Source organism: Lapillicoccus sp. (assembly GCF_039935575.1).
Classification (GTDB): domain Bacteria; phylum Actinomycetota; class Actinomycetes; order Actinomycetales; family Dermatophilaceae; genus Lapillicoccus.
This window is the reverse complement of the sequence record NZ_JBDTKA010000063.1, coordinates 20,462-33,341: the sequence shown is the minus strand read 5'-3', so window position 1 is coordinate 33,341 and position 12,880 is coordinate 20,462. Positions and strand designations below refer to the sequence as shown.

Genomic DNA, 12,880 nt, shown 5'->3' with positions numbered 1-12,880 from the left:
GCCGACCATGACGACGTGGACGGATCCGAGGTCGTCGGCAATGACCGGCAGTCCCCAGAGGGCCACGGCGGACAGGTGCGAGACGGCATACCTGTCCAGTCGCCTCACCATCGACCGCGTGCCAAGGACGTGACGGCTGCAGGCGTCCGCGTCGGCCCATCGGGCCCCGTCGACGAAGGCTCCGGACCGCACCCTGACGAGCGCGCCCCGGGAGACCAAGGCGCGGACCTGGTGCTCGTCGACACCGGCGCACAGCAGCTCGGCCGCGCTGATGACCCCATCGTTGGCGGCTAACCGAATGCTGACCAGGTCGTTCATGTCGCCATCGTCGACCGCTCTCGATCTGATGTCTCGCGGCGGTCCCGGGGCTGTGGATGACGTGACGAGTGAGACACACCGTGTGCACAACCGAACCGCGCCAGCTCAACGGATATCCGTCGATTGCGCGCGGATCCGTTGAGCGGTCCGGCAAACGGTGGAGCAACAGCTGATCAGTGGAGCTACGACGGATCAGTGGCGCGGCCGCTCGGTCACTCCCACTCGATCGTGCCCGGCGGCTTGCTCGTGATGTCGAGCGTGACCCGGTTGACCTCGCGCACCTCGTTGGTGATGCGCGTCGAGATGCGAGCCAGCACCTCGTAGGGCACCCGGGCCCAGTCGGCGGTCATGGCGTCCTCGGAGGAGACTGGCCGGAGCACGATGGGGTGACCGTAGGTGCGCCCGTCGCCCTGCACGCCGACCGAGCGGACGTCACCCAGCAGGACCACGGGGCACTGCCAGATCTCACGGTCCAGCCCGGCCGCCGTCAGCTCGGCCCGGGCGATGGCGTCGGCTCGTCGCAGCACGTCGAGCCGCTCCGCCGTGACCTCACCGACGATGCGGATGCCGAGGCCCGGACCTGGGAACGGCTGACGCCAGACGATGGCCTCGGGGACACCCAGCTCCAGGCCGACCGCGCGCACCTCGTCTTTGAACAGCGCCCGCAACGGCTCGACGAGCCCGAACTGGAGGTCGTCCGGCAGGCCACCGACGTTGTGGTGCGACTTGATGTTTGCCGCGCCGTCGCCCCCGCCGGACTCGACGACGTCGGGGTAGAGCGTGCCCTGGACCAGCCACTTGACCGGGTGCTCGTCGTCGCCGCGATCCGCGACGACGTCGCGGGCGGCCTGCTCGAAGCAGCGGATGAACTGCGCCCCGATGACCTTGCGCTTCTCCTCCGGGTCGGTGACCCCGGCGAGCGCGTGCAGGAACTGCGCCCGGGCGTCGTAGACCACGAGGTCGACTCCGGTGGCCGTGACGAAGTCCTTCTCGACCTGCTCGGACTCGCCTTCGCGCAGCAGCCCGTGGTCGACGAAGACGCAGGTCAGCTGGTCGCCGACGGCGCGCTGGACGAGTGCGGCCGCCACGGAGGAGTCGACCCCACCGGACAGCGCACACAGGACCCGGTCGCCTCCCACCTGCGTGCGGACACCGTCGACGAGCCCGTCCACGACGTTGGCCGGCGTCCAGTCCGGCGTGATCCCGGCGCCTCGCCACAGGAAGTTCTCGAGCACCCGCTGGCCCTGCTGTGAGTGCAGCACCTCGGGGTGCCACTGCACGCCGTAGAGCCGGCGCTCGTCGTCCTCGATCGCCGCGACGGGCGCGCCCGCGGTGGAGGCGGTGACCCGCATACCGGCGGGTGCCCCGGTCACGGAGTCGCCGTGCGACATCCAGACGGACTGTTGGCCCGGCTGTCCGTCGAACAGCGTGGACGTGGTGTCGCAGACGTCAGCAGGGGTATGCCCGTACTCGCCGGTCCCGGTGTGGGCCACCGTCCCGCCGAGCGCCTGCGCCATGGCCTGGAAGCCGTAACACATGCCGAACACCGGGACCCCGGCGGCGAGCAGGTCGGGGTCGAGGGCCGGCGCGCCGTCCGCATACACGCTGGACGGCCCGCCCGAGAGGATCACGGCCGCCGGGTCACGCGCGAGCAGGTCGGCCACCGACGTCGTGTGGGGGACGACCTCGCTGTAGACGCGGGCCTCCCGCACCCGGCGGGCGATCAGCTGGGCGTACTGGGCGCCGTAGTCGACGACGAGGACAGGCCTCGCCTGCAGGTCCGACGAGTCGAGCCGGGTGGGCGCCTGGCCGGGGGCGTCGGTCACGGCTGCAGGGTATCGGCCCGCGCGAGCAGCTCCCGTGTCGAGCGCGTGACGCGGCGCTCGGCGATGAACGGCAGCACCGGCACGAACCCGGTGAGCATGTTGCCGACCATCCGGATGAGCGGCCACCGCGAGGCGAACCCGAGGTTCGCGATCGAGGCGACGTAAAAGATGTAGATGAACCCGTGGATAGGGCTCCACACCGCCGACGCACCGCCCTTGCCGAACCCGCGGTTGATGACGATGATCGCGATGAGGATGAACAGCGCGATGCCCGCGACGATCGCCATCACCTGGTAGAACCGGAGAGCGCTGCGGACGCGGTCCGGCCGGATCGTCGCGGCCGTCGGCTGAGCCGCGGCATCGGAGGCGGACGGGCTGTCGGGGGTGGTCACGAGGTGGGGGCTCCTGCGGTTCGTTCGTCGGTGGTGTCGCGGACGCGCGAGGGCTGCCGACCGAGGAGGAACCGGTCGCGCAGATGGTCCTCCCGCACCATCCTCCACCACATCCAGGCGGCGAATACGCCGAAGACCCACCACTGCACCGCGTAGGCCGCGTTCCGCAAAGTGAGCCCGGACGGCACGGGTGGTGGCGGCACCCGCTGCACGCCCGCGGCGGCTCCGGTGAGGTCCGGGCTCTCGGCCTGCGCGAAGACGAACGCGTTGTAGATGGACCCTGGCCAGGCGTTCACCAGGTGCGCAAGGTCCAGGGACGGCAGCTGACCGGCGGGCAGGCCGGCGGAGGCCGAGATCGGCGACTCCCCCGGGGCCAGGGTCCCGGTGACAGTCACGTCGCCCGTTCCCGTCGGCGCAGGTCCGGTCGGACCGGCGCTGAGGTCGCGCACGAACCCGCGCAGGACCGCCAGCCGCGCCCCGGAGTCGGCGACCACGAGGGGCGTGACCACCCACCAGCCGGAGACGTCGCCGAGCCGCCGGTTCGCGACGAGTACCTGCCCGGACGCGTCGTAGTGCCCGGTCGCCGTGACCGGCCGACCGGACGCCGTCGCGGGGAACTCGTCGTGCGGGGCGAGCAGCTGCGAGACCGGTACGACGGGTTGCGCCGCCGCTGTGTCGACCGCCGTCTGCAGCGCGTCGTCGCGGGCGACGCTGAGCTGCCAGAGCCCGAGCACCGTGAAGGCGACGAGGAGCGCGAGGAGCAGCGCAAGCAGACCCAGCCACCGGGGCTTGAGCATGGTCTGCAGCACACCACCAGGCTAAGCGAGGATGACGCAGCCGGCCGCCGCGTGACCACCGAGCGCTGTGGCACTCTGTCCGTCGTGACGACGCCCCATCGACACCCGACCGAGCCTCTCCGAGTCACCCGCGGGCTCCGGAGAACCGGCCCGGCGCGGGTCGCGCTGGCTGCGACGGGGCTCCTGCTCGGTTCGATGCTGCTCGGCGGGTGCGGAAGCTCGACACCTGCGGCGCCGCGTACCACGACGATCACCGTCACCCCGACACCGAGTGCGAGCTCGGCGACCGCCACGCCCACCTCGACGACGTCCACCACCGCAGCAGTTTCCCCGCCGACGACGTTCGCCGAGGCGACGGCACGGCTCGCGACCGGCACGGTCGACGCGGCCGCCGGCAACGCGTTCACCAGCCCGAGCGGCAACATCTTCTGCACCGTCAGCAACGCGGGTGGCACGCCCGTGGGCTGCGAGCTGAAGGGGGGCCGCATCGCCCAGGCCACGGCCGGTAGCTGCCCCACCGGGGGCCCGCAGGACATCGGACGGATCGAGTTCCTCTCCAACGGGCCGACCCCGATCTGCAACTCCGACTCGATCATCCAGGTCAACGTCCCCGCCCTCAAGTATGGCTCGATCGGAGCGGTCGGCGGCTCGCCGATCCGCTGCCTGAGCGAGACGATCGGGATGACCTGCGTCGACACCGCCACGCAGCACGGGTTCTTCATCGCGAGGAACACGTACACGGTGTTCTGAGCCCGCCCTGGGTTGTCCCGAGCCGGCTGCCGGGCCGTCTCCGGGCTCCGCGCGGCCGGCGAAAACCGGTGTCGGGCTGTCCTTGCAGACGCGTACCGTGGATCATCGTGCGCCTTCCCTACGAGCATCCCGGCACCCCGGACCTGCGCAGCCCGTTGCACCTGCTGGGCTGGGTGGCACGGGGACAGTGGCGCACCCTGCTCGTGGCAACCGCCTTCGGCGTGACGTGGATGGGCACCCAGGCCCTCTTCCCCGCCGCGATCAGCCGCGCCATCGACCAGGGGATCGTCGCCCACGACAGCGGCCGGCTCTGGTACTGGTCCGGCGTCCTCGTGGCGCTCGGTCTCATCAGCGCCGCAGCAGGAACGCTCCGGCACCGCTATGCCGTCATCAACTGGCTGAGCGCCACGTTCCGGGCCATCCAGCTGATCGGCTGGCACAGCGCCGGTGTGGGTGAGGCGCTGCCACGCAACACCCCGACCGGTGACGTCGTCGCGGTGGTCGCCTCCGACGCGATGCGGCTCGGCGGGCTCTACGACGTGTTCGCTCGGATGGTCGGAGCGATCTTCAGCTACGTCCTCGTGGCGGTCATCCTGCTGCAGACCTCCCGCGCCCTCGGCCTGGTCGTCCTGGTCGGCGTCCCGGTCCTGGTCGCCCTGCTCGGCTTCGTCGTGCGCCCGCTGCAGAAGCGTCAGGCGCACCAGCGCGAGGAGTCGGGTCGGCTCATCGGCCTCGGCGCCGACACCGTCGCGGGGCTGCGCGTGCTGCGCGGGATCGGCGGCGAGCACACGTTCCTGCGCCGGTATGCCGGTCAGTCCCAGGAAGTGCGCCGGGTCGGCTACCACGTCGCCGGCGTACAGGCTGCCCTCGACGCCTCGCAGGTGCTGCTCCCGGGCGTCTTCGTGCTCATCGTCACCTGGCTCGGTGCCCGGTACGCCCTCCAGGGCGACATCACGGTCGGCGAGCTCGTGGCGTTCTACGGGTACTCCGCGTTCCTCGTGATGCCGTTGCGCACCGCAACCGAGTTCGTCGACCGGTTCACCCGGGCCTATATCGGCGCCCGCAAGATCATCGCCGTGCTGGTCGTCGAGCCCGACCACCGCGACCAACCGGACACCTCACGCCACGCGGCCGACCCCCCGGCGGGCGCCACCCTCGTCGACGAGCGCAGCGGGGTGAGCATCGAACCCGGGTTGCTGACCGCCATCGTCTCCGCGCGGCCCGAGGAGACGGCTGCCCTGGCCGACCGCCTCGGCCGGTTCGGCACCGACGTCGCGGGGGTCCGTCTCGGTGAGACGTCACTCACGGACCTGCCGCTCGACACGGTCCGCGAACGCGTCGTCGTGAGCGAGACGGACCCTCGGCTGTTCACGGGGACGTTGCGGGACGAGCTGGACCCGCGGGGCCAGCACTCGGACGCGCAGATCCTCGAAGCCCTCGAGGTCGCGAGCGGCGAGGACCTGCTCGAGGCGCTCGCCGACGGGCTGGACAGCGAGGTCGAGGAGCGCGGGCGCTCGTTCTCCGGGGGGCAGCGGCAGCGGCTCGCGCTCACCCGGGCACTACTCATCCGGGCCGACACGCTCGTCCTGGTCGAACCGACCTGCGCGGTCGACGCCCACACCGAGGCACGGGTCGCCGCGCGGCTGGCCACTGCGCGGCGCGGGTCGACCACCGCGGTGATGAGCGCCAGCCCGCTCGTGCTCGACCAGGCCGACCGGGTGCTCTTCCTGCGCGACGGCATCCTCGTCGCGAGCGGGACCCACCACGAGCTGATGCAGAGCCAGCCGGCATACCGGGCGGTCGTCGTCCGCGGAGAGGAGGACTGAGATGGCGTTCCTCAGCACACCGCCGACGCGTACGACGTTGCCCGTGGCCGAGATGTCCGAGGTCAAGACGCATACGGCCGGCATGCTGCGCCGCCATCGGCGCGCGTTCGTCACCGTCGTGGTCCTGCACGGGTTTGCGGCCCTCGCCGGCTTGGCGGCACCGCGGATCGTTGGCGAGCTCGTCGACGACCTCACGAACGGGACGACCTTCGATGCCATCAACCGCCTCGCCGTCATCCTCGCGGTGGCCGCCGTCGTGCAGACCGTCCTCACCTGGACCGCACACCGCGCCTCGTTCCGGATGGGCGAGGACCTGTTTGCCGAGCTGCGCGAGCAGTTCATGGACCGCGTCGTCTCCCTCCCCCTGTCGACCGTCGAGCGGGCCGGCACGGGCGACCTGGTCTCGCGGACCACCAACGACGTCGAGGCCCTGTCGCACGTGGCGCGCTACGGCATCCCCGCGATCTTCGTGGCGGTCGTCACCGTGACCATCACCGCCGTGGCGGCGCTGCTCACGAGCTGGCTCGTGGCGCTGCCGCTCTTCATCGGGGTGCCGCTGCTCGTCTTCTCCACCCGTTGGTACCTGCGGTACGCCCCGGACGGCTACCTGCGCGAACGCGCCACCTATGCGGTCATGAACGGCGTGGTCACCGAGACGGTCGACGGGGCGCGCACCGTTGACGCGCTTCGGCTCGGGCACCGCCGTCGGGCTCGGATCGACAAGGCGCTCGCCGACGCCTACGACGCGGAGATGTACACCTTGCGGCTGCGGATGTGGTGGTTCCCGCAGGTCGAGGTGGCTTATCTGATCCCCGTGGCCGCCACCCTGCTCTGGGGCGGTTACCTCGTCTTCGGCGGCCGGGCCAGCATCGGCGAGGTCACCACCGTCGCCCTCTACGTCCAGGCCCTGGCGGCACCCCTCGACGAGCTGCTCATGTGGCTCGACGAGATCCAGGTCGGCGCGACCTCGCTCGCCCGCGTCATCGGCATCGCAGACGTCCCGCCCGACCGCGAGGCGACCGGCGAAGCGCCGCGCGACGCCAAGCTCGACGTGCGGGATGTCCGGTATGCCTACCGTGAGGGCCGCGATGTGCTCAAAGGCGTCTCGCTCGACCTGCAGCCCGGCGAGCGGCTGGCCATCGTCGGGCCCTCTGGAGCCGGCAAGTCGACGCTCGGCCGGCTGATGGCCGGTGTCGACGGACCACGCGTCGGGCGGATCGAGGTCGGTGGGGTCCGGCTGGTCGACCTCGAGCTGGCTCAGCTGCGCGGCGAGGTGGCCCTGGTCACGCAGGAGCACCATGTGTTCGTCGGGACGTTGGAGGACAACCTGCTGCTGGCCCGCCCGTCGGCGACCCGCGAGGTCCTGCTCGACGCGCTCGGAGCGGTCGATGCCCGCGGCTGGGCCGAGGCGCTGCCCGACGGTCTCGACACTCGGGTCGGGTCGGGAGGCCACGCTCTCACCGAGGCCCAGTCACAGCAGCTCGCGCTCGCGCGGCTGGTCCTGGCCGACCCGCATACCTTGGTGTTGGACGAGGCAACGTCACTGCTCGACCCGCGAGCAGCCCGGCACCTGGAGCGCTCCCTGGCCGCCGTGGTCTCCAACCGGACTGTCGTTGCCATCGCCCACCGCCTGCACACGGCGCACGACGCCGACCGGGTCGCCGTCGTCGACGGTGGTCTGGTCACCGAGATCGGGACGCACGACGAGCTGATCGCGGCCGACGGCGCCTACGCGGCGTTGTGGCGTTCCTGGCGGGACGAGCCGAGTCCCGCAAGTCGGTGAGGCCACCGGGGTCTCCTCTCGCGTCCGAGCTCGCTCAACGAGCCGACGCTGCTGGCCTCTCCTGCGTTGCGTCCGACGTTTCGGTCGCCCTGGCTACCACATCGTCGGACGCAACCCCTCGCCGTTGCGCCGCGCGGATCGATCGGTGTCACCCGTAACCTCCGCTGCAGCGGCTCGTTGTAGAGGTTGGTGTGGTTGTCGGAGTCTCGACTGGGGGCCCACACCGCATGTGTGGGGGGCTGTTACCGCAGCCTTGCGGCCTTCATCAGCCGCAGGGCTGCGGTGACAACACGCACATAGCCGTCGGTGGAGGGACCGTTCATCGGGAACCGCTGCACGGTGACGTTCTGGGGCTCGGTGAAGCGGCGGATGCCGTCGGCGCCGTGCCGGCGGCCGAGGCCGGAGTCCTTCATCCCGCCCATCGGCGCGCCCATCGCGGCCCAGGCGGCGGCGTACCCGTCGTTGATGTTGACCGTGCCGGCGCGGACCCGCCCGGCCAGCGCGCGAGCCGCGCGAGCGTCGCGGCTGAAGATGCTGGCCGACAGCCCGTATGCCGTGTCGTTGACGAGCGCGACCGCCTCGTCGTCCGATCTCACCCGGTAGATCGACAGGACCGGGCCGAAGGTCTCCGCGTTGCGGCAGGCCATCTGCGGCGTGACCCCGTCCAGGACCGTCGGCTCGTAGAAGAACGGGCCGATATCGGGCCGGGGTCGGCCTCCCGCGAGCACCTGCGCCCCGTTGCTGCGGGCGTCCTCGACGTGCTCGACGACCCGGTCGAGCTGGCGTTGGTTCAGCAGGCTGCCCATGTCGTAGCCGTAGGCGAGGTCCCGGCCGAGCCGCAGCGCGCACACCGCGGGGACCAACAGGGTGACGAGCTCTGGCGCGACCGACTCGTGCACGACCAGCCGTTCGGTATGGATGCACAGCTGGCCGGCCGAGGAGAAGGCCGACCGGACCACTCCGGCGACCGCACGGTCCAGGTCGGCGTCGGCCCGGACGTAGAGGGAGTTCTTGCCACCGAGCTCGAGGGAGGCTCCGACCAGGCGGCGGGCGGCGCTTTCGGCGACCTGTCGGCCGGTCTGCGTCGAACCGGTGTAACAGACGTAGTCGGCGTGGTCGACGACCGCCTGCCCGACGTCGGCCCCGTCGCCGAGGACCACCTGCAGCACTCCGTCGGGCAGCCCCGCCTCCGCGAGCAGCTCGACACCGATGAGAGCCGTCAGGGAGGTCTGCGGGTCTGGACGCAGGACGACGGCGTTGCCGGCCAGCAGCGCTGGAAGCAGATCGGTGATGGCGAGCGAGAACGGGTAGTTCCACGGCGCCACGACCCCGATGACACCCTTGGGCAGCAGGGACTCGTACGACGCCGAGAGCAAGGGGAAGCCCGACGCGCGTCGCCTCGTGCGCAGGTACGCCGAGGCGCTCCGGCCATAGTGTCGCGCACACAGGGCGGTGTCGACGACCTCTTCGAACGCGTGCAGCCGGGCCTTGCCGGACTCGAGCTGGATCAGGTCGAGGACTTCAACCTGGCGGTCGAGGAGGATGTCGTGCAGGCGGAGCAGGACGTCGGCCCGGGAGCGCAGGCTCGTTGCAGCCCACCGCTGTTGCGTGTCACGAGCAGCCGCGACGGCGGCGATCACGTCGGTCTCGGTGGACAGCGGCAACGCGGCGACAGGTCCGGCGGTGAGAGGGCTGGTCATGGTGCGCCACTGCGGGGTGGTCGAGCAGACGACTCGCGCCGTCAGCCGGCGCGCGACCGCCGGGTCGACGGCGTATGTCGCCATGGTGTCGTTCTCGGGGTCGGCCAGCTCGTTCGGGACGCTCGTCACGGCGTCAGTCCTGCTGGTAAGGCGCGACGACGACCTCGACCCGTTGGAACTCTTTGACATCGGAGTACCCCGTGGTCGCCATGGCCCGGCGAAGCGCCCCGATGACGTTGGTCGTCCCGTCCGCGACCCGACCGGGTCCGAAGAGGATCTCCTGGAGCGGCGCCGTGGCCCCGACCTCGACCCGCTCGCCGCGCGGCAGCTCGCCGTGGTGCGCCTCGGGTCCCCAGTGGAAGCCCTGCCCCGGCGCGTCGCTGGCCCGTGCCAGCGCGGCTCCCAGCATCACCGCGTCGGCTCCGCAGGCGATCGCTTTGACGATGTCGCCGGACGTGCCGACCCCTCCGTCGGCGATGACGTGGACGTAGCGACCACCGGACTCGTCGAGGTAGTCACGGCGGGCAGCAGCGACGTCGGCGATGGCGGAGGCCATCGGCGCCTGGATACCGAGGGTTCGTCGCGTCGTGTGCGCCGCTCCTCCGCCGAAGCCGACGAGTACGCCGGCAGCGCCGGTCCGCATGAGATGCAGCGCGGCGGTGTAGGAGGCTGCACCGCCGACGATCACGGGGATGTCGAGCTCGTAGATGAAGCGCGTGAGGTTGAGCGGCTCGGCGCGCCCGGAGACGTGCTCGGCTGAGACGGTGGTGCCTCGGATCACGAACAGGTCGCAGCCTGCGTCGACGACGGTCTTCCAGTGCTGCTGGGTTCGCTGCGGGCTCAGGGCGCCGGCCACGGTCACACCCGCGCGGCGGACCTCGTGCAACCGCTCGCTGATCAGCTCCGGCTTGATCTCCTCGGCGTAGATCTGCTGCATCCGGGCGGTCGCCTTGGCGGGGTCGAGGCCGACGATCTCCTCGATGAACGGCTCCGGGTCCTCGTAGCGCGTCCAGAGGCCCTCGAGGTCGAGCACGGGTAGGCCACCCAGGTTGCCCAGCGCGATCGCCGTCTGCGGGGACATCACCGAGTCCATCGGCGCAGCGATCACCGGGATGGAGAAGTGGTAGGCGTCGATCTGCCAGGACACCGACACCTCCTCGGGGTCGCGGGTGCGGCGTGAGGGGACGACGGCGATGTCGTCGAAGGAGTAGGAGCGCCGACCCCGCTTGCCTCGCCCGATCTCGATCTCGGTCACCTCGCGAGCCTATCGGGACCGGGCATGGTGCAGCCGATCGGGGAGATCGAGTGGGGGACCCCGCCATACGATCCGCGGGTGACCCCGGACGAGCTCGCCGACGCGCTGCGCGAGGTCCTCGCCGATGCTGCCAGGGCGGGCGAGATCCCGGACCCGGGTCCGGTCGACGCGCCGGTCCGCGCGTCCGGGCGTGGCTGGACAAGCCCCCTCGCGCTGCGGGTCGCGGCGGCTGTCGGTATGCCGGTGGGCCGGGTCGCCGGCACGCTCGCCGACCGTCTCGCGAAGGTGGCCGACATCGAGACCGTCAGCGTGCGGGACGGGTTCATCGCCGTCACGCCTCGTGCGGCTCGGGTGTCTCAGCAGCAGGCGGTGGAGCTGGCGCTCTCGCAAGGACAGGCATACGGGCGTCGTCCCGGCGACTGGCTGGGACCGCCATCGCGGTGGGTGTCGGCCGCGGCGCGGATGCCGCGAACCCTCGAGAACCCAGTGTTCCTCGTGGCGCGGGCCCGGCTCACCAGACAGGCACGACGCGGTGAACCGGTGACGCGCGAGCCACCGCAGACATCCGAACCCGTTGCCGGCCAGGAGGACCCGGCGTTGCCTGCGTCGGTGGCCGAGTTTCCCGGGGTGGCCCGTCGAGCCGCAACCTCCGGGGACCCAGAGGTGCTCGCCCGGTTCCTCGAGCGGACCGCCAGGCTGGTTCTCGCCAGTCGGGATGTCGACCCCGACCTGGCGGCGGCGCTGGCCCTGGTCCTGGGCAACGGCCTCGACCAGCTCGGTACGGCCGCACCCGACCACATCTGAGGTGCGCCTCGGGGAGAGACTGACGTCGTGGCCCTCGACCCCGCCGACCTGTCCGCGGCAGCATCGGACTTCCTGCGGGTGCGGCACCTCGCCACGCTGACGACGCTGAGGCCCGACGGGACGCCGCACGTCGTCCCTGTCGGCTTCACCTGGGACGCGCGGCAGCGGCTCGCGCGGGTGATCACCAGCGGCGACAGCCGCAAGGCGCGCAACGCCGCGGCCGGGTCGCGAGCGGTTCTCTGCCAGGTGGACGGGCGCTGGTGGCTCTCGCTGGAGGGTCCCGCCCGGGTGCTCCACGACGCGGCCTCCGTGACCGACGCGGAGCAGCGGTACGCAGCGAGGTACCGCGCGCCGCGGGTCAACCCGCGCCGAGTGGTACTGGAGATCGCCGTCGACCGGGCCCTCGGCAACCTCTGAGGCGCCCGCTCCCGAGCCACCCGCAAGAAGCTCACCTCGAAGGGTTGCTCCCTCTTCTGGGGGGTCAGCGCTCCGAGCCGACCGGGATGGGCCGGTCAGGCCCGGCGCAGGTCGAGCCAACCCGTCCGCACCTGCCAGGCGCCGCCCTGTTGCAGGTGCCGAACCACGGCCCGCTCCAACGTGGTTCGCTGCGGTAGAGCATCCGACGGGGACGTCGTGTCGGCGAAGACGAACTTGCGGATGCTCGAGTCCGCGTCGTCGGTGGTGGGCGGGATGAGGGTGAAACGGCGCTGGAACGAGACGAGGTTGGAGTCCGCCGCCAGGTAGCCGGCCAGCTGCGGGTCGAGCAGCCACGAGTCGCAGACCACGTGGGTCAGCGACGCGTCGGGGAACCGTCGGCGGAAGAACCGGCGCGCGGCTGCAAACGACTCGTCGACAGGACCGGGCGACAACGGCGTACCCGTCTGAGGGATGTGCAGGCTCAGCGCGAGGTCCGCCGGTCCGACCGGGAGACCCGCGGCGGCGAGCTGGGTTCCGGTCCAGGTCCCGAGGCGTACCCGCTCGTACTGCAGCCGACCGATCTCGTGGATCGCCCCTGTGAGGTGGCGGGTCAGCCACCGGGCGAGCTCGTCACCGAGACCGGGCTCGCCCTCCCACTGCCGGTTCCGTCGAAGCATCCGCCCGACATCGCGCATCGAGGCGGCCTCGACGTCGGCCGGTATGCCTCGCGACCGCGACCACGCGAGGGTGTCCGGCAGCGCCGCTGCGAGGGCCAGGACCGGCAGGTAAGCCGCCACGTCAGGATCCGTGGCGGGTCGTGGGGCCAGCGAAGGGGGCGGCGAAGGCTCCCCCATCGCGGCTCGTAGCTCAGCGGCCGTGCCTGCCACCCAAGCGGCCAGGCTCGCATCGAGGCGGGCCTGCTCGTCGGCATACCGAAGAGCAGCCAGGTCGTCGTCGGGGACGTCGAAGAAGAGCAGTGCCCGGTCGAGGTCGTCCGTGTCGGCCCCGATCG

General features: G+C 71.5%; 11 protein-coding genes and 1 pseudogene. 5 read left to right on the top strand and 7 right to left on the bottom strand.

What is annotated here, in order from left to right; all coding sequences use genetic code 11:
• The 4 genes and pseudogenes from ABI385_RS07900 to ABI385_RS07885 all read right to left on the bottom strand — a co-directional run.
• Positions 1-318, bottom strand: a pseudogene (locus ABI385_RS07900) (type IV toxin-antitoxin system AbiEi family antitoxin domain-containing protein); the annotation flags it as partial.
• A gap of 212 nt (positions 319-530) precedes the next feature.
• Positions 531-2,144, bottom strand: coding sequence for a glutamine-hydrolyzing GMP synthase (gene guaA / locus ABI385_RS07895; protein ID WP_348103200.1), 1,614 nt, complete (start codon positions 2,142-2,144; stop codon positions 531-533).
• On the bottom strand, positions 2,141-2,536 hold the full coding sequence (locus tag ABI385_RS07890; protein WP_348103199.1) for a DUF3817 domain-containing protein: 396 nt from the start codon (positions 2,534-2,536) through the stop codon (positions 2,141-2,143). Before ABI385_RS07890 ends, guaA begins: the two co-directional genes overlap by 4 nt.
• Positions 2,533-3,345: an SURF1 family protein gene (locus ABI385_RS07885; RefSeq protein WP_348103198.1), complete on the bottom strand. Its 813-nt coding sequence runs from the start codon at positions 3,343-3,345 to the stop codon at positions 2,533-2,535. Before ABI385_RS07885 ends, ABI385_RS07890 begins: the two co-directional genes overlap by 4 nt.
• 72 nt (positions 3,346-3,417) lie before the next feature.
• Between ABI385_RS07885 and ABI385_RS07880 the strand changes: the two genes are divergently transcribed.
• The 3 genes from ABI385_RS07880 (at position 3,418) to ABI385_RS07870 (ending at position 7,692) form a co-directional block, all read left to right on the top strand.
• The gene (locus ABI385_RS07880; protein ID WP_348103197.1) at positions 3,418-4,083 is read left to right on the top strand and encodes a DUF6636 domain-containing protein; all 666 of its coding nucleotides are present in this window, start codon (positions 3,418-3,420) and stop codon (positions 4,081-4,083) included.
• A 107-nt stretch (positions 4,084-4,190) separates the two neighbouring features.
• On the top strand, positions 4,191-5,909 hold the full coding sequence (locus ABI385_RS07875) for an ABC transporter ATP-binding protein (protein WP_348103196.1): 1,719 nt from the start codon (positions 4,191-4,193) through the stop codon (positions 5,907-5,909).
• Position 5,910: 1 nt separating this feature from the next.
• Positions 5,911-7,692 (top strand): ABC transporter ATP-binding protein, encoded by a 1,782-nt coding sequence (locus tag ABI385_RS07870; protein WP_348103195.1) that lies wholly within the window; start codon positions 5,911-5,913, stop codon positions 7,690-7,692.
• A 242-nt stretch (positions 7,693-7,934) separates the two neighbouring features.
• Here ABI385_RS07870 and ABI385_RS07865 read toward each other — a convergent pair whose 3' ends face one another.
• Together ABI385_RS07865 and ABI385_RS07860 are read right to left on the bottom strand one after the other, a co-directional pair.
• On the bottom strand, positions 7,935-9,521 hold the full coding sequence (locus ABI385_RS07865) for a succinic semialdehyde dehydrogenase (RefSeq protein WP_348103194.1): 1,587 nt from the start codon (positions 9,519-9,521) through the stop codon (positions 7,935-7,937).
• A 4-nt stretch (positions 9,522-9,525) separates the two neighbouring features.
• Positions 9,526-10,647 (bottom strand): GuaB3 family IMP dehydrogenase-related protein, encoded by a 1,122-nt coding sequence (locus ABI385_RS07860; RefSeq protein ID WP_348103193.1) that lies wholly within the window; start codon positions 10,645-10,647, stop codon positions 9,526-9,528.
• 78 nt (positions 10,648-10,725) lie between these two features.
• On the opposite strand from ABI385_RS07860, the gene ABI385_RS07855 reads away from it, so the two are divergent.
• Positions 10,726-11,451: a hypothetical protein gene (locus tag ABI385_RS07855; protein ID WP_348103192.1), complete on the top strand. Its 726-nt coding sequence runs from the start codon at positions 10,726-10,728 to the stop codon at positions 11,449-11,451.
• Positions 11,452-11,478: 27 nt separating this feature from the next.
• The gene (locus tag ABI385_RS07850) at positions 11,479-11,868 is read left to right on the top strand and encodes a PPOX class F420-dependent oxidoreductase (RefSeq protein WP_348103191.1); all 390 of its coding nucleotides are present in this window, start codon (positions 11,479-11,481) and stop codon (positions 11,866-11,868) included.
• Between the two features lie 95 nt (positions 11,869-11,963).
• Here ABI385_RS07850 and ABI385_RS07845 read toward each other — a convergent pair whose 3' ends face one another.
• Positions 11,964-12,878 carry an acyltransferase domain-containing protein gene (locus tag ABI385_RS07845; protein ID WP_348103202.1) on the bottom strand — a complete coding sequence of 305 codons (915 nt, stop codon included), beginning with the start codon at positions 12,876-12,878 and terminating at the stop codon, positions 11,964-11,966.
• Positions 12,879-12,880: the final 2 nt, after the last annotated feature.

Excerpts from the sequence above, each read along its gene's own strand:
- ABI385_RS07870 (WP_348103195.1), top strand. The coding sequence starts at position 5,911 with ATGGCGTTCCTCAGCACACCGCCGACGCGTACGACGTTGCCCGTGGCC.